The following is a 16,335-nucleotide window of genomic DNA, read 5'->3' as shown; positions in this document are numbered from 1 at the left end:
CCTAGGGGGCGTGCGGCGCCGGCTGATCCCGCGACGACGTCGCGCGCGCCGCCCCCTCGCGCGCCGCCCGTGCCCGAGCACGCTGCACGTCGTCCGCGTCTCCTTCGAGGGGCGGCGCGAAGGCGGCCCGCGCCGCCATCGCGCGCCGCACGAGCGGGAGGGCGGCCTCGACCCGGGCGGCACGGTCGCCGTGCAGCTCGACCCACGGCACGCTCTGCGCGGCCAGCACCTCCCGGAAGCGCTCCTGCATCGCATGGCGGATATGCTCGCCGTCGCGCAGTCCGTCCTGCACGAACGGGATCTCGTCGCCGGTGAGCAGATACAGGTCGGGCCGGTGCGTCGCCGCGCGGGCGAGGATGCCGGGAGCGGCCGTGCCGACGTAGCGCTCGTGCCAGAGCGCCGTCGCGAGGACGTCGGTGTCGCACACGAGCACCGGCACCGGGATGCGGCGGAGCGCGTCGTCCTCGAGGACGATCTGGCGGTCGACGCACAGCTCGAACTCGTCGCTGCGCCACGGGGCATCCAGCCCGCCCTCTCGTGTCAGGGTGAGCTCGCGCCCGTACTCGGGCACCCACAGCGTGCCGAGAGCCGCCGCGAGGTCTTCGGCGAGCGTCGTCGACCCGGTCGACTCGGCGCCGAGCACCACGACGCGGGTCGCGAGGTCGGCGCGCACAGCCGGGGCGAGTTCATGCCAGTGAGCGGCGAGGTCGCCGCGGATGCGCGTACCGGAGACGGGGTTGACCGCGCGACCGGCATCCACCTGCACCCACGCCGCACCGAGACGGCGGGCGAGCTCGTCGCCGTACGGGTCGGAGGTGAAGACGGCGTCGGCCGGCTCCGGGAGGAGCCCCGCGATGAAGGCGGTGTGCGCCTCCCACGCGTCGGGCGAATCGAAGTCGACGGGGGTGTCGTCGAGCGCCGTCACCACGCGCACCGTCGGGTGCTCTTCGCGCAGCCACGCGGCACGCCGCTCGAGCGGGATGGTCTCGACGGACGACGCGATGACCTCGACCGTCACCCGGTCGCACGCGCGGACGGCGCTCCGGATGAGGTGGGAGTGACCGACGTGCAGCGGATAGAACTTGCCGACGACGAGGCCGTGCGCGAAACGGCGCTCAGGCATGCGCCGGCGTCTCCGCCTCGACCGCCGTCGCCCGCGCCGTGGCGCGCCAGCCGCGGTATCCGTACACGCACAGCACGATGAACAGGGCGTAGAGGGCCGCGACGATCCAGAGCCCGGTCGCGATCGATAGGGCAACGAACGCGATGTCGACGCCGATCCACACGAACCAGTTCTCGATCCACTTGCGGTTGAGCATGTACTGCGCGACGAGGCTCGCCGAGGTCGTCGCCGCGTCGGCGAGGGCGACCTGCGAATCGGTGAAGGTGCTGAGGACCCACGTCAGCACGGCGGCGCCCGCGAGGCCCGCGGCGATGAGGGGGAAGACCGCCCGGCGCGGTGTGCGGGCGATGTACTCGCGGTCCTGCTCGACACCGCGCGTCCAGTGGATCCAGCCGTGGATGCCGAGGACGAGATAGACGACCTGCAGCCCCGCCGCCGCGTAGAGACCCGCCGGCACGAACACCGCGAGGAAGACGAGGTTGTTCGCGATGCCGAGGGGGTAGGTCCACACGTTCCGCCGCGCGGCGAGGAACACGCATGCGGCGCCCGTCGCGAAACCGAGGATCTGCATCCACTCCTGAAGAATCCAGTCGATCACCGGTTCAGCCTAGGCAGGCCGGGGCCGGGCACGGCGAACCCGGCGCGGATTCGCGTCGCGTCATGTCCGGCGTCGGATCACAATCCGTGAAGATCGAGAGAACTTCACACGCGATTTGGTCAGTCTGCCGCCGATTCTTCACCCAGAGTGGTCTCACGGCACCCGCCGTACGGATCACCTCTCCGAGGCATCCGCGACCGACTCGCACAGAAAGCCAGGGCCATGACCACCACCGCCACGACCTCCCGCCCGACGACCGGGCCCATCCCGACGGCGGCTATCGTCGTCACCGGCCCTATGCGCGAGCGGTACGACGAGATCCTCACGCCCGACGCGATCGCGTTCCTCGCAGAGCTGCACGCCCGCTTCGCCGGCCGTCGCCACGACCGCCTCGCCGACCGCATGCGTCGCCGCTTCGAGATCGGCAACGGCCACGACCCGCAGTTCCGCTCCGACACGGCGCACATCCGCGAGGATGCCGAGTGGCAGGTCGCCGGCGCCGGCCCCGGCCTCGAGGACCGCCGCGTCGAGATCACCGGGCCCACCGATCCGAAGATGACGATCAACGCCCTGAACTCGGGCGCGAAGGTGTGGCTCGCCGACCAGGAGGACGCCACGAGCCCCACCTGGAAGAACGTGATCGAGGGTCAGCTGTCGCTGTTCGACGCGATCCGCGGGCAGCTGAGCTACACGTCGCCCGAGGGCAAGGTGTACGAGGTCACGGCGCAGGAGACGCCCACGATCGTGATGCGCCCCCGCGGCTGGCACCTCACCGAGAAGCACGTGCAGTTCACCGACCGCGCGGGCCGTCAGCTCGCCGCGTCGGGCTCGCTCGTCGACTTCGGCCTCTACTTCTTCCACAACGCGAAGCAGCTCATCGAGAACGGCGTCGGCCCGTACTTCTACCTGCCGAAGATCGAGTCGTCCGAAGAGGCGCGGCTGTGGGATGACGTGTTCACGTTCAGCGAGCAGTACGTCGGCATCCCGCACGGCACGATCCGTGCGACCGTGCTGATCGAGACGCTGCCGGCCGCGTTCGAGATGGAGGAGATCCTCTTCGAGCTGCGCGACCACGTCGCGGGCCTGAACGCGGGCCGCTGGGACTACATCTTCTCGGTGATCAAGAACTACCGTGGCCGCGGCGCCCGGTTCGTGCTGCCCGACCGCAGCCAGGTGACGATGACGGTGCCGTTCATGCGGGCCTACACCGAGCTGCTCGTGCAGACGTGCCACAAGCGCGGCGCCTTCGCCATCGGCGGCATGAGCGCGTTCATCCCGAACCGCCGCGACCCCGAGGTGACCCAGCAGGCGTTCGAGAAGGTGTCGGCCGACAAGAAGCGCGAGGCGGGCGACGGCTTCGACGGCACGTGGGTGGCCCACCCCGACCTGATCCCCGTCGCCCGCGCGGAGTTCGACGCGGTGCTCGGCGACAAGCCGAACCAGGTCGACCGTCAGCGTCCCGAGGTGCACGTGGAGGCGTCCCAGCTGATCGACGTGCACATCGGACTGCCGATCACGGCGGACGGCGTCTACGCGAACGTGTCGGTGGCGATCCGCTACATCGAGGCGTGGCTGCGGGGCCTGGGCGCCGTCGCGATCGACAACCTCATGGAGGACGCCGCGACCGCCGAGATCTCGCGCTCGCAGATCTGGCAGTGGATCCACCAGGACCGTTCCACGGCCGACGGCACGAAGATCACCCGCGCCTACATCGAGAAGCTCATCACGCAGGTGCTCGAGGAGGTCACGCGCTTCGAGGGCGACCGGTTCGACGACGCCGCGAAGATCTTCGAGGACGTCGCGCTCGGCGAGGACTTCCCGACGTTCCTGACCCTGTCGGCGTACGCGGAGTACCTGGAGGGCTGAGTCCCGCAGCGCGCGCTCGTCGCGCCGCTGACGAAGGGGGTCGGATGCCTGGCATCCGACCCCCTTCGTCGTGTCGGCTCGCAGCGCGTTGCGGGCAGCTTCCGTCGCCTCGCGCCCCGGAGGGCGCGGATCGTGCCCGTTGTGCGCCTCACGCGGCGATCGCGCCCCTAGATTGCGACGATGACCGCGGATGACGGGGAGCCCGGCGACACGACGCCAGCGGGCACGAAGGCCGACGAGGGCACGAAGCCCGACGAGGGGACGAGCCGGCGCGACTTCCTGCGGCGGACGGGCATCGGCCTCGCGGGGGTCGCCGGTCTCGCAGTCGCGGGCGGGGCCGGGTGGGGCATCGCGGCGTCGCAGCACCGCGCGGCGTCCGTCTCGCCCACCTTCACACCGCTCCCGCAGCGCGCCGACGCGGCCTTCGACCACCTCGTCGTGCTCATGTTCGAAAACCGCAGCTTCGACAACATGCTGGGGCGGCTCTACACCGCGGACGAGAAGACGCGCGATGAGTTCGACGGCCTCCTGCAGGGCGATTACGCCAACGTCGCACCGAACGGCGAGCGCATTCCCGCGCATGTGTACACCGGGCCGACCGACTCGATCATGCAGCAGCCGCAGCCCGACCCGGGCGAGACCTACCCGCACGTCAACACGCAGCTGTTCGGCACCGTCGCCCCGCCCGTCAACGCCCCGCCGCAGGGACAGCAGCCCGACAACGGCGGGTTCGTGCACGACTACATCATCAACTTCCGCAACTCGACGCGGCGCGAACCCGCGCCCGATGAGTACCGCAAGGCGATGGGCGGGTTCTCCCCCGACATGATGCCCGTCCTCTCGACACTCGCCCGTGAGTTCGCCGTCTACGACCACTGGTTCGCGGCCGCCCCCTCCCAGACCTACTGCAACCGGTCGTTCTTCCACGCGTCGACGTCGCACGGGTTCGTCGTCAATCACGCCGACGGCTCGTACGAGAAGTGGCTGAACGCTCCGGCATCCCCCACCGTCTTCGACCGACTCGAAGAAGCCGACCTGTCGTGGCGGGTGTATTACGATCCGACGCAACTCGTCTCGCTGACCGGGTTCATCCATGCGCCGGCGCTGGAGAAGTACTGGAAGACGAACTTCCGCGACATGACGCAGTTCTACGCGGATGCCGCAGCGGGAAACCTCCCGGCCTACGCCTTCATCGAGCCGCGGATGATCTTCAACCACAACGACATGCATCCGCCGTGGGGCGAGCTGCGCGAGGGCACTCTGACCCTCGACGACGGGACGACGATCCGGGTGGACGACAGCGCGGTATCCGACGTGCGCGCGGGCGACAAGCTGCTGCAGGACGTCTACGATGCGGTCCGCACGAGCGCGACGGCCTCGGGTTCGCACGCCCTGAACACCGCGCTCGTCGTCACGTTCGACGAGCACGGCGGCCTGTTCGACCACGTCGCCCCTCCCGCCGCGACACCGCCCGACGATGCGGGGCCCGGGGAGATGGGTTTCACGTTCGACCGGCTGGGCCTGCGCGTCCCCGCGATCGTCGTCAGCGCCCACGCCGCGCCGGGAACGATCGTCCGCGACGAGATGCACCACGGCTCGCTCGTCGCGACGCTGTCGCGCCAGCACGGCCTCGCGCCGCTCACGGCCCGCGACGACGGAGCCCCCACGATCCACAACGCCCTCACCGCTCCGCGGCCACGCCAGCCCGACGCGTGGCCGACCCCGACCGCACTGTGGTCCCCGCCGAACCCCGAAGCCGTCTCGGAGGACACGGTCGACGCGCACCGCGCCCGACCGCTCACCTCGCCCGCGCGCGGGCTGCTCGGGCTGCTGCTGGAGCGCGAAGACCCCGGCACGCCCGTGCCCGCGACCTACGGCGAGGCGTACGACGCGCTGCAGAAGCACGGCCAGGGCCTGTTCGGCACGACGGATGCCGCGGCTGCGGCATCCTGAGCGGCAGCGCGACCGCCGCGAGACTACGCTGAGAGCGTGACCGAAACGACTGGCTCGGCCCCCGCCGAGCGCGCTCCCCTCTCCCGCAAGCTCTCCGCCATCGCCGAGTCGGCGACGCTCAAGGTCGATGCCAAGGCGAAGGCTCTTCAGGCGGCCGGTCGCCCCGTGATCTCCTACGCCGCGGGCGAGCCCGACTTCGCGACGCCCGCGTTCATCGTCGAGGCTGCCGCCGAGGCCCTCCGCGACCCCGCGAACTACCGCTACACGCCCGCCGCGGGCCTGCCCGTGCTGCGCGAGGCGGTCGCGGCGAAGACCCTGCGCGACTCGGGGCTCGAGGTCACCGCGGGCCAGGTCGTCGTCACCAACGGCGGCAAGCAGGCGGTCTACCAAGCGTTCCAGACGGTCGTGAACCCCGGCGACGAGGTGCTCCTTCCCGCGCCGTACTGGACGACGTACCCCGAGGCGATCGCCCTCGCCGACGGCGTGCCCGTCGAGGTGTTCGCCGGCGCCGACCAGGACTACAAGGTCACGGTCGACCAGCTCGAGGCGGCGCGCAGCGAGAAGACCACGGTGCTCGTCTTCGTGTCGCCCTCGAACCCCACGGGCTCCGTGTACACCCCCGAGGAGACCACGGCGATCGGCGAGTGGGCGCTCGCGCACGGCATCTGGGTCATCACCGACGAGATCTACCAGAACCTCGTCTACGACGGGGTCCGCGCCGTGTCGATCGTCGAGGCGGTCCCCGAGCTCGCCGGCCAGACGATCCTCGTCAACGGCGTCGCCAAGACCTACGCGATGACGGGCTGGCGCGTCGGCTGGATGGTCGGCCCGGCTGACGCGATCAAGCTCGCCGCGAACCTGCAGTCGCACCTGAGCTCCAACGTCAACAACATCGCCCAGCGCGCGGCACTCGCCGCCCTCACCGGCCCGCAGACCGAGGCCGAGGAGATGCGCGTCGCGTTCGACCGGCGCCGCAAGCTGATCGTCGCCGAGCTGCAGAAGATCCCCGGGGTGCAGGTGCCCGTGCCGCAGGGCGCGTTCTACGTCTACCCCGACGTCACAGGCCTGCTCGGACGCGAGTGGCACGGGAAGCGTATCGAGACGTCGCTCGAACTCGCCGACCTGATCCTCGACGAGGCCGAGGTGGCCGTCGTCCCCGGCGAGGCGTTCGGTCCGTCGGGATACCTGCGTCTGTCCTACGCCCTCGGCGAGGACGCGCTGGTCGAAGGCATCCAGCGCCTGCAGCGTCTGTTCTCCTGACGCCGCACGTCGCCGCCGCTACAGTTCGACGCCGATGAGGACGGGTTCGGGCTGCAGGATGAGCCCGAACTCCGACTGCACGCGCTGCTGGATGTAGCGGGCGAGCTCGGCGAGCTCGGCCGCCGTCGCCCCGCCGCGGTTCGTGACGGCGAGGGCGTGCTTCGTCGACAGCGCGGCGCGCGAGCGCGGCAGGTGGAACCCCTTGCCGAGGCCCGCGTGCTCGATGAGCCACGCGGCGCTCACCTTCACGTCGGGCTGCACAGACACCGGCGGCGCCACGACGCCGTCGAACGCCGCGAGCGGGATCACCGTCACGGGCGCGACGACCGGCGCGAGCGGCCACCGCGGGCACTCGGACGGGAGGGTGCGGGCGAAGGATGCCGACACGATCGCGTTCTGGAAGAACGATCCGGCGCTGTGCGTGTCGGGGTCGGCGTCGTCGAGGACCATGCCCTTTCGCGCCCGCGTCGCGAGGACGGTCTCGCGGATGCCGCGGAGGGTCGCGGTGTCGTCGGGGGCCATCCCGAGCGCCTGCCGCAGCTGCGCGCCGCGCACGGGGAAGGCCCCATCGCCGACCTCGGTGAGCTCGAGGGTGATCGAGACGATGACGCCCGAGCGACGCGCGCCGTGCCCGTAGTGCTGCTTGAGGACCGACGTGCGGAAGCCGAGTTCGAGGTCGGCGGCGGGGACGGTCTCGACCTCGCCGGTCGCCTCGTCGAGGAGCTCCACCTCGACGAGCGTCTCGACGATCTCCTGCCCGTAGGCGCCGACGTTCTGGATGGGGGCTGCGCCCGCCGTACCCGGGATGCCGCTCATCGCCTCGATGCCGGCGAGTCCCGCGTCGACCGTGTGAGCGACGAGGTCGTCCCAGTCGTGCCCCGCTTCGACTCGCAGCCGGACGGTGCCGGGGGCGGCGTCGGCGGCGGTGGGGAGCCGCTCGATGCCGCGCGTCCGGACGAGGACGACCGTGCCCTCCAGCGGCTCGTCGCCGACGAGGAGGTTGGAGCCGCCGCCTACGACGAGCCACGGGTCGCCGGCGGCCCAGGCATCCTGCAGCGCCGTGACCAGCTCGTCGCGGGTCGTCGCCTCGATCATGCGCTCGGGAGTACCGCCGGCGCGGAGGGTCGTGAGTCGCGCGAGCGGGACGGGGTCGATCTCGGGCATGGTCAGCCGTCCAGGTGCACGCGCACCTGGACCTTGCCGAGGACGGAGGTGTCTCCCGCCGTGACGGTCAGATCGATGCGGGCGACGCCGTCCTCGACGGCGGCGATCTTCGCGACGATCGCGAGGTCAGCGCCCGTGTCGGCGTCGACGACGACGGGGCGCGTGAAGCGGACGCCGTACTCGAGGATCCGGCCGACATCACCGACCCACGGGACGATCGTCTCGACCGCGAGGCCCATGGTCAGCATGCCGTGCGCGAGGACTCCGGGGAGCCCGACCTCGGCGGCGACGTCGTCGCGGTAGTGGATCGGGTTGAAGTCCCCGGACGCCCCGGCGTACCGGACGAGGGAATCGCGCGTGAGGTGCACGGTGCGCTCGGCGACGACGTCACCGACCGTGAGATCGGCGGCGGCGGGGATCTGCGGGGCGGCGCTCACGCGACCTCACCTCCCACGAGGAGGACGGAGGTGGCGGTCACGACGTGCGCGCCTGCGGCATCGGTGATCTCCGACTCGCTCGTGACCATCGCGCCCTTGCCGAACGGGCGGATGTTCGTGATCTGCAGCTGCGCGACGAGCTCGTCGCCCGCGACGATCGGTCGCGAGTAGCGGAAGCGCTGCTCGGCGTGCACGGTGCGCTCGAGCGCGATGCCCGAGTCGGGCGTCGCGAGCAGCTGCTGCATCGTCAGGTCCTGGATCACGATCGGGAAGGTGGGCGGGGCGACGACGTCGGCGTAGCCGAGCGCCTGTGCGGCGGCGGGGTCGGAGTGCTGCGGATCGGTCGCGAAGACGGCGCGCGCGAACTCGCGCACCTTCTCGCGCCCGACGAGATACGACGCGGTCGGCGGGAACGGCCGGCCGACCAACTCAGGGTTCACGGACACCCCTCGATCCTAACGAGGATCCTCCCGCGCGACCCCGATGCCCGTCGCCGCGCCTCAGCGCTTGCCGCGCGTCAGCGCTTGCCGCGGGTGCGGATCGCCTTGAGCGCCATCTGCACGCCGATGTAGGTGAGGAACACGGCGAACAGGATGTTGGCCACAGCAGGATCGAGCAGGGTCGCGAACCATGCACCGAGCGCGGTCGTCGTGCAGGCGGCGAGGCCGATCACGACGGCGGCGAGCAGGTCGACGTTGCCGCGCTTGAGGTTGCCGATCGTGCCGGAGATCGCCGTCGGGATCATCATCAGGAGCGACGTGCCCTTCGCCACAAGATCGCTGGTTCCGAAGAAGATCATGAGCGCCGGGACGACGACGACACCGCCGCCGACGCCGAGCAGGCCGGAGAGGACCCCTGTGATGAGCCCCAGCAGCGCGAGCGCCGCTCCCGCCCCCCATGTGAGGACGAGTTCCGCGTCGCGCGAGGGCACGACGACGAAGAGCATGACGATGACGAACACGAGGAAGACGACGAAGCCCCAGCGCACGGCGTTCTGCGGCAGTCGGGCCAGCAGCCAGGTGCCGATCTGCGCGCCGATGACGGCGAACGCCGCGAGGATGATCGCCGCGACCCACGCGACCGATCCGTGGACCGCGTAGGAGATGACGCCGACCGTCGCGGTCGGGACGATCGCCGCGAGGGACGTGCCGGCCGCGAGTCGCTGGTCGAAGTGCAGGAGGAGCACGAGCATCGGCACGATGACCGTGCCGCCGCCGACGCCGAAGAGGCCCGAGAGGAGCCCCGCGGCGAGTCCGATCGCGATGCAGGAGACGATGAACCGCGCGTCGCGGCGACGGGGAACGGCGGGAGCGCTCACGCGCGGGCCTCCTTCTCGTCCGAGGCGGCTGCGTCGCGCTCGGTGGGTGCGGGTTCCTCGGCGGTGGCCGCCTGCTCGAACTGCGCGCGGTACAGACGCCAGTAGGCGCCCTCGGCGGCGATGAGCTCGTCGTGCGTGCCCTTCTCGACGATGTCGCCGTGCTCCATGACGAGGATGAGGTCGGCGTCGCGGATCGTCGAGAGCCGGTGCGCGATGACGAACGACGTGCGCCCTTCGCGCAGGGCCGCCATCGCGTGCTGGAGGAGAAGCTCGGTGCGGGTGTCGACCGAGCTGGTGGCCTCGTCGAGGATGAGAACGCTCGGCTGGGCGACGAACGCGCGGGCGATCGTGATGAGCTGCCGCTCGCCGGCGGAGACGTTGGCGGCGTCCTCCTCGAGGATCGTGTCGTAGCCGTCGGGCAGCGAGTGCACGAAGCGGTCGACGCGGGTCGCGACGGCGGCGGCGACGATCTCGTCGTCGGTGGCCGCCTCGTTGCCGTAGCGGATGTTGTCGCGGATCGATCCGGCGAACAGCCACGGGTCCTGCAGCACCATGCCGGTGCGTGAGCGCACATCATCGCGTGTGAGTGCCGCGATGTCCTGCCCGTCGAGGAGGATGCGCCCGCCGTCCAGCTCGTAGAAGCGCATGAGGAGGTTCACGAGCGTCGTCTTGCCGGCGCCCGTGGGACCCACGATGGCGACGGTCTGACCGGGCTCGACCCGGAACGACAGGTCGCGGATGAGCGGCTTGTCGGGCGCGTAGCTGAACGCGACGTGCTCGAACTCGATCACGCCCGGTCCGTCGACGAGAACGGGGGCGTCGTCGGCATCCGGCTCCTGCTCGTCTTCGTCGAGGAGCTCGAACACGCGCTCGGCCGAGGCGGTGCCCGACTGGACGACGGCAGCCATGCCGCCGAGCTCCGACAGCGGCTGCGTGAACTGCTGCGAGTACTGGATGAACGCCTGCACATCGCCCAGGCGCAGTTGGCCCGAGGCGACCATGAGCCCGCCGAGCACGGCGATGCCGACGTAGCTGAGCGAACCGATGAACATCATCGCGGGCATCATGAGGCCGGAGAGGAACTGCGCGCGGAAGGATGCCTGGTAGAGCTCTTCGTTCTCGTCCTGGAACTTCTCGCGCGCATCCTTCTCGCGCCCGTACACCCGGACCAGGGCGTGGCCGGAGAACGACTCCTCGACACGTGCGTTGAGGCGTCCGACCTTCCGCCACTGGATCGTGAACGCCTTCTGCGACTTCGGGCCGATGACACCGAACACGACCGCCATGAGCGGGAGCGCGATGAGCGCGACGATCGCGAGCTGCCACGAGATCGAGAACATCATGATGAGCACACCGACGACCGTCAGGACGTTCGTCAACGCCGTCGACAGCGACTGCTGCATCGTCTGGGTGATGTTGTCGATGTCGTTCGTCACGCGCGAGATGAGCTCACCCCGCTGCACGCGGTCGAAGTACGACAGCGGCAGACGGTTGATCTTCGCCTCGACGTCTTCGCGCAGGCGCCACATCGTGCGCACCATGATCACGTTGATGACGTAGCCCTGGATCCAGGTGAGCAGCGACGAGACGATGTAGATCGCCATGACGGCGACGAGCACCCACTTGAGGCGCTCGAAGTCGACGCCGGCGCCGACCTGGAAGTTCGCCATCGCGGCGACCATGTTCGCCAGGTCGGTCTGCCCCGCCGCGGTGAGGGCGGCGACGACATCCTCCTGCGAGGTGCCGGCGGGGAACTGTCCGGCGAGGGATGCCGAGACGACGCCCTCGAAGATGACGTTCGTGGCCTCGCCGAGCACCTTCGGTGCGATGACGGCGAGGACGACGCCGATCGCCCCGAGGAGGGACACGAGCGCGAACACCCACTTGTAGGGGCCGAGGAGCCCGATCATGCGGGCGAAGCTCTGACCGAAGTTGCCGGCCTTGCCGGGGGCGACCGCGTCCCAGTCGCCGGAGTTCAGCCGCGCCTGCTCGGCGAGCTCGAGCTCTTCGCGCTCCTCTTCGGAGAGGACCGCCGTGTCGGGGGCGCTCATGCGTCCACTCCCAACTGCGATTCGACGATCTCACGGTACGTGGCGTTCGACGCGAGCAGCTCGTCGTGCGTGCCGGACCCGACCATACGGCCCGCGTCGAGCACGATGATCCGGTCGGCCTCGGTGATCGTCGAGATGCGCTGGGCGACGACGATCTTCGTCACCTCCGGCAGTTCTCGCCAGAGCGCCTGCCGCAGGCGTGCGTCGGTCGCGACGTCGAGCGCCGAGAACGAGTCGTCGAAGACGAGGATGTCGGGGCGGTGGGTGATCGCCCGCGCGATCGAGAGGCGCTGGCGCTGCCCGCCCGACACGTTCGTGCCGCCCTGCGAGATGCGCGCGTCGAGTCCGCCGGACATCTCGGATACGAAGTCCTTGCCCTGCGCGATCTCGAGAGCCTTCCACAGTTCGTCGTCGGTCGCCTCCTCACGCCCGAACCGGAGGTTCGAGGCGACCGTGCCGGAGAACAGGAACGCCTTCTGCGGCACGTAGCCGATGCCCTTCCACATGAGGTCGAGGTCGGCCTCGCGGACGTCCACCCCGCCGACGCGCACCGTGCCGCCGGTGACGTCGAACAGGCGCGGGATGAGCGAGACGAGCGTCGTCTTGCCCGACCCGGTCGACCCGACGATCGCGACGGTCTCACCGGGGGCGGCGCGGAACGAGATGCCGTCGACGACGGGGGCGTCGGCGCCCGGGTAGGTGAATGACACGTCGTCGAATTCGACCGAGCCGCGCGCCGGGAAGTCGGTGACGGGGTGCACGGGCCGCTCGAGCGCATCGGTCGAGTCGAGCACTTCGCCGATCCGATCGGCCGAGACGGCCGCGCGCGGGATCATGATCGTCATGAACGTCGCCATGAGCACGCCCATGAGGATCTGACCGACGTACTGCATGAAGGCGAAGAGGGTGCCGATCTGGACGTGTCCGGCATCCACCTGCACGCCGCCGAACCAGATGACGCCCACGACCGTGAGGTTCAACACGAGCATCGCGAGCGGGAACATGATGACGAAGAGCGACCCGACCTTGCGGCCGACGACCATGATGTCGGTGTTGGCGACGCGGAACCGCGCCTCTTCGATGCGCTCGCGGACGAACGCGCGGACGACCCGGACGCCCGTCAGCTGCTCGCGCATGACGCGGTTCACGCCGTCGAGCTTGGACTGGTACTGCCGGAACAGCGGCACCATCTGGCTCACGATGATGACCGCGATGACGAGCAGCAGCGGCACGGCGACCGCGATCAGCCAGCTCAGCCCGACGTCCTGCTGGATCGCCATGATGATGCCGCCGATCGCGAGGAGCGGCGCGGTGACGAGCATCGTCGCGCCCATCATCGCGAGCATCTGCACCTGCTGCACGTCGTTCGTGTTGCGGGTGATGAGCGTGCCGGCGCCGAAGGTCGACACCTCCCGCTCCGAGAATCCGCTGACCTTCTCGTAGACGTTGCGGCGGATGTCGCGGCCGACGCTCATCGCTGCCCGGGCGGCGAAGTAGGTCGCGATGATCGAGGCGACGATCTGACCGAGCGCGATCGCGAGCATCCAGACACCCCGCGACCAGATGTAGGCGGTGTCACCCGTCGCGACGCCCTTGTCGATGATGTCGGCGTTCACGCGCGGGAGATACAGGGATGCCATCGCCGAGGCGAACTGGAAGACGAGCACCCCCGCGAGCCACCACCTGTAGGTCCGGAGGTACCGGACCAGGAGCTTTCCGAGCATGCGAGATCTCCGATGCGGCGAGAGAGGGTATCGGCGGCGGAACCGACGAGAAGAAGACTGTCCATGCTATCGCCGGGCGCCGACATCGAGGTTTCGGCGCCGTGTCGCGCGGCGCCCTCCCCCATCGCAGTGTCGGGCGGACCGGTCGACGCCGATGACCTTAGATGTAGCAGGGACGGCGCCGCCGTCGCAACAGTGCGCGCCGCAATGGCGGAAGCCCCCGACGAATCGGGGGCTTCGGATCTGTAGCGGGAGCGGGGCTTGAACCCGCGACCTCACGATTATGAGTCGTGCGCTCTCACCAACTGAGCTACCCCGCCGCGCTGCACCCACACGGCGAGATGTGGATGCTGCGAGCCCCGAGTCAGGATTGAACTGACGACCCCTTCCTTACCATGGAAGTGCTCTGCCACTGAGCTATCGGGGCGTGCCGCCTGCGCTCCGCGGAGGACGTGCAGGCAACTAGAAGAGGATATCAGAGCAACGGCATCCCGCCGAACCGAAGAGAGCCGCCCGACACCGGTCAGCCGACGGTGTGGGTGCCCGTCGTGTGCTCCTGCATCCACGGCATCGGATCGATGTGGGTCGTGCCGCCCAGCAGCACCTCGAAGTGCAGGTGCGGACCCGTCGCCTTGCCCGTCTCGCCGACCTTGCCGAGCACCTGACCGGCCGTGACGGTCTCGCCGACCGAGACGGCGAGCGAGCCGCGGATCATGTGCGCGTAGCGGGTCGAGACGAGCTGCCCGTCGATGATGTGGTCGACGACGACGGTCACGCCGTAGTCGCCACCCGCCTCGGTGGCGATGCGCACCGTCCCGGCGGCGATGACGTGGATGTCGGCGCCGAGCCCGGGCGTCAGGTCGACGCCGCGGTGCGGGCGGGAGAACTGCGACAGGTACGTGTTGGAGCCGTACGCGGCCGACACGGGCACACCGACGGGGAAGGGCCACTGGATCGGCGAGGTCGGGTCGTTGACCCACGTGCCGGCGAACTCCGTCACGCCGGAGGCGGCCGCGATGTCGGCCATCGAGGCGACATCGTACTTCTCGTCGCGGTCCAGCGGCGCGACGTCGTTCGCGCCGCTCGCGACGAACGCCTGGATGTCGGTCTTCGGAGCGGTCTTCGCCGCGACGGGCGCGACCGCCGTCAGGTCGGAGGCCGCACCGGATGCCGACGCCACAGCCTCGGCGGGCGTCGTCGTGCCGACCGCGAGCATCCCCACGACGGTCATGACCCCGAGCGAGAAGGATGCCGCCGCGATGCGCTGCGCGAGGACGGACCCGCGGCGCGCACGGCGCGGAGCGATGTGCGTGGATGCCGCCGAAACCGGCGCGGGCATCTCATCGGACTCGCTCGCAGCGGGAGTGCGCTGCACCGGCGTCTCGCCCGTGAAGGAGAACAGACGCGCCGCGAACTCGAACTCGTCGATGCTGCAGGGCTCGGTGACGCGGGGCTCCGAGGCGCGGGGCTCGGGCACGATGAACGACGCACCGGTGAGGGCCGCGGGCTCGATGCCGGCCGACTCCGGTTCGCCGGCGACCTCGGCGAAGACCGCGTGGGCAGCGCGGCGCAGCCGGCGACGGGTCGTGGCGTCAGGCTGCGCGCCGACCGACTCGGCCATGATCGCGGAGGCGACGTCGGCGACGACGGTCTCGGCGACCGACAGCTCCATCGGCGCCGCCGGCTCGGGCGTGACCTCGCGAAGCTCGGCCACGGGAGTCTCGGCAACGGTGGCGTCGATGACGGCGTTCGCCTCGGCCTCCGCACGGCGGCGACGCAGCTCCGCGCGCGTCAGATACCCCGACTCCTCCGGCGCCGTGGGCGCGGAGGGTCGACGGCTGGAGCGTCGCGTGGGCGCGGCGTCAGCCATGGGGGTATCGAGCGTCAAATCGCAGGCTCTCGTCCGGCCGCTCCGGGGGAAACGGCGTCGTGCATCGGGCTTCGGATCACCCTCGCCGTTCGGGCGGCAAAGGTAACGATCGGGTAAACACTACCCCCGGCGTCCTGGGAATGCCATCAACGCTCAGCGGTATATCGCTTCGGCGAGTCGCGCGGCGAGGTCCGCGCTCGCCGCGATCGTCATCTGCCGGCCCGGCCGGCCCTCCGGCTGCCCCGAGACGACGCCGCCCGCCTCGGTGACCAGCAGCGCGCCGGCGGCGTGGTCCCACGGGTGAAGCCCGCGCTCGAAGTACCCGTCCAGACGCCCGGCCGCGACGTAGGCGAGGTCGAGCGACGCGGCGCCCGCGCGCCGGATGTCGCGGGCGAACGGGAGCACGCGGCGGACGCGGTCGAGGTCGCCCTCATGGGTCGCGGGGTCGTAGCCGAACCCCGTCGCGAGGAGGGCTCCGGCATCCGTCGGCGACGACACGGCGAGGCGCTGCGGCCCTCCGCCCTGCGTCCGCAGCCACGCGCCCTCGCCGCGCGCGGCGGTGAACGCCTCGTCGATCACGGGTGTGTAGACGATCCCCGCGACGGCGGTCCACGCCTCTGGCGATGGCTCGCCGGTGACAGCGGCGATGGACACCGCGTAGTGCGGCGTGCCGTACGCGTAGTTGACGGTCCCGTCGATCGGGTCGACGACCCAGGTGACCTCCGACATGCCGCGCTCGGCGCCCGACTCCTCGCCGAGGAATCCGTCGTCCGGGCGCGCCGCCGCCAGGCGTGCGCGGATGAGCTCTTCGACCTCGCGATCGGCGTCGGTCACGATGTCGGCGAGGGCCGACTTGGTCGCCGCGATGCGGACGCCCTCCTCGCGGCGGCGGCGCGCGAGGACCCCCGCCTCGCGCGCGATGTCTTCGGCCAGGGAGAGCAGCTCTTCGGCATCCGTCATATCTCCACGCT

The 16,335-nt window shown here is 70.5% G+C and carries 13 protein-coding genes and 2 tRNA genes; 3 read left to right on the top strand and 12 right to left on the bottom strand.

The window, feature by feature from the left end:
* Position 1: 1 nt before the first annotated feature.
* Positions 2–1,123, bottom strand: coding sequence for an AAA family ATPase (locus AC3ENQ_RS06970; protein ID WP_431803022.1), 1,122 nt, complete (start codon positions 1,121–1,123; stop codon positions 2–4).
* Entirely contained in the window at positions 1,116–1,721 is a 606-nt protein-coding gene (gene pnuC, locus AC3ENQ_RS06965) for a nicotinamide riboside transporter PnuC (RefSeq protein WP_431803020.1), read from the bottom strand. Before pnuC ends, AC3ENQ_RS06970 begins: the two co-directional genes overlap by 8 nt.
* A 222-nt stretch (positions 1,722–1,943) precedes the next feature.
* Here pnuC and aceB point away from each other — a divergent pair, with 222 nt between their 5' ends.
* The 3 genes from aceB to AC3ENQ_RS06950 all read left to right on the top strand — a co-directional run bounded on the left by aceB (position 1,944) and on the right by AC3ENQ_RS06950 (position 6,800).
* Positions 1,944–3,587, top strand: a complete 1,644-nt coding sequence (gene aceB, locus AC3ENQ_RS06960) for a malate synthase A (protein ID WP_431803019.1) — start codon at positions 1,944–1,946, stop codon at positions 3,585–3,587.
* Positions 3,588–3,767: 180 nt separating this feature from the next.
* Positions 3,768–5,540, top strand: coding sequence for an alkaline phosphatase family protein (locus AC3ENQ_RS06955; RefSeq protein ID WP_431803017.1), 1,773 nt, complete (start codon positions 3,768–3,770; stop codon positions 5,538–5,540).
* A gap of 36 nt (positions 5,541–5,576) precedes the next feature.
* Positions 5,577–6,800 carry a pyridoxal phosphate-dependent aminotransferase gene (locus AC3ENQ_RS06950; RefSeq protein ID WP_431803015.1) on the top strand — a complete coding sequence of 408 codons (1,224 nt, stop codon included), beginning with the start codon at positions 5,577–5,579 and terminating at the stop codon, positions 6,798–6,800.
* 18 nt (positions 6,801–6,818) lie between these two features.
* On the opposite strand, the gene AC3ENQ_RS06945 is transcribed toward AC3ENQ_RS06950, so the two are convergent.
* The 10 genes from AC3ENQ_RS06945 to AC3ENQ_RS06900 form a co-directional block, all read right to left on the bottom strand.
* Entirely contained in the window at positions 6,819–7,964 is a 1,146-nt protein-coding gene (locus tag AC3ENQ_RS06945; RefSeq protein WP_431803013.1) for a UDP-N-acetylmuramate dehydrogenase, read from the bottom strand.
* 2 nt (positions 7,965–7,966) lie between these two features.
* The gene (locus AC3ENQ_RS06940) at positions 7,967–8,401 is read right to left on the bottom strand and encodes a MaoC/PaaZ C-terminal domain-containing protein (protein ID WP_431803011.1); all 435 of its coding nucleotides are present in this window, start codon (positions 8,399–8,401) and stop codon (positions 7,967–7,969) included.
* On the bottom strand, positions 8,398–8,847 hold the full coding sequence (locus tag AC3ENQ_RS06935; protein ID WP_431803009.1) for a MaoC family dehydratase N-terminal domain-containing protein: 450 nt from the start codon (positions 8,845–8,847) through the stop codon (positions 8,398–8,400). Before AC3ENQ_RS06935 ends, AC3ENQ_RS06940 begins: the two co-directional genes overlap by 4 nt.
* A 71-nt stretch (positions 8,848–8,918) precedes the next feature.
* Positions 8,919–9,719: a sulfite exporter TauE/SafE family protein gene (locus AC3ENQ_RS06930; RefSeq protein WP_431803007.1), complete on the bottom strand. Its 801-nt coding sequence runs from the start codon at positions 9,717–9,719 to the stop codon at positions 8,919–8,921.
* A complete protein-coding gene (locus AC3ENQ_RS06925) occupies positions 9,716–11,770 on the bottom strand; it encodes an ABC transporter ATP-binding protein (RefSeq protein ID WP_431803005.1) in 2,055 nt (684 codons plus the stop codon). Before AC3ENQ_RS06925 ends, AC3ENQ_RS06930 begins: the two co-directional genes overlap by 4 nt.
* The gene (locus AC3ENQ_RS06920) at positions 11,767–13,494 is read right to left on the bottom strand and encodes an ABC transporter ATP-binding protein (RefSeq protein WP_431803003.1); all 1,728 of its coding nucleotides are present in this window, start codon (positions 13,492–13,494) and stop codon (positions 11,767–11,769) included. The genes AC3ENQ_RS06925 and AC3ENQ_RS06920 overlap by 4 nt, the downstream gene beginning before the upstream one ends.
* Positions 13,495–13,740: 246 nt before the next feature.
* Positions 13,741–13,814 (bottom strand) — tRNA-Met (locus AC3ENQ_RS06915).
* Positions 13,815–13,849: 35 nt separating this feature from the next.
* Positions 13,850–13,921: transfer RNA gene (locus AC3ENQ_RS06910), tRNA-Thr, on the bottom strand.
* Positions 13,922–14,017: 96 nt separating this feature from the next.
* On the bottom strand, positions 14,018–15,364 hold the full coding sequence (locus AC3ENQ_RS06905) for a M23 family metallopeptidase (RefSeq protein WP_431803001.1): 1,347 nt from the start codon (positions 15,362–15,364) through the stop codon (positions 14,018–14,020).
* 153 nt (positions 15,365–15,517) lie between these two features.
* A complete protein-coding gene (locus AC3ENQ_RS06900) occupies positions 15,518–16,324 on the bottom strand; it encodes an inositol monophosphatase family protein (RefSeq protein WP_431802999.1) in 807 nt (268 codons plus the stop codon).
* Positions 16,325–16,335: the final 11 nt, after the last annotated feature.

This window comes from Microbacterium sp. bgisy203 (genome assembly GCF_057706945.1).
The sequence above is the reverse complement of the archived record's forward strand: the minus strand, read 5'-3'. Positions and strand labels throughout refer to the sequence as shown.

Excerpts from the sequence above, each read along its gene's own strand:
- AC3ENQ_RS06925 (WP_431803005.1), bottom strand. The coding sequence starts at position 11,770 with ATGAGCGCCCCCGACACGGCGGTCCTCTCCGAAGAGGAGCGCGAAGAG.
- AC3ENQ_RS06945 (WP_431803013.1), bottom strand. The coding sequence starts at position 7,964 with ATGCCCGAGATCGACCCCGTCCCGCTCGCGCGACTCACGACCCTCCGC.
- aceB (WP_431803019.1), top strand. The coding sequence starts at position 1,944 with ATGACCACCACCGCCACGACCTCCCGCCCGACGACCGGGCCCATCCCG.
- AC3ENQ_RS06900 (WP_431802999.1), bottom strand. The coding sequence starts at position 16,324 with ATGACGGATGCCGAAGAGCTGCTCTCCCTGGCCGAAGACATCGCGCGC.
- AC3ENQ_RS06905 (WP_431803001.1), bottom strand. The coding sequence starts at position 15,364 with ATGGCTGACGCCGCGCCCACGCGACGCTCCAGCCGTCGACCCTCCGCG.
- AC3ENQ_RS06955 (WP_431803017.1), top strand. The coding sequence starts at position 3,768 with ATGACCGCGGATGACGGGGAGCCCGGCGACACGACGCCAGCGGGCACG.
- AC3ENQ_RS06920 (WP_431803003.1), bottom strand. The coding sequence starts at position 13,494 with ATGCTCGGAAAGCTCCTGGTCCGGTACCTCCGGACCTACAGGTGGTGG.
- AC3ENQ_RS06970 (WP_431803022.1), bottom strand. The coding sequence starts at position 1,123 with ATGCCTGAGCGCCGTTTCGCGCACGGCCTCGTCGTCGGCAAGTTCTAT.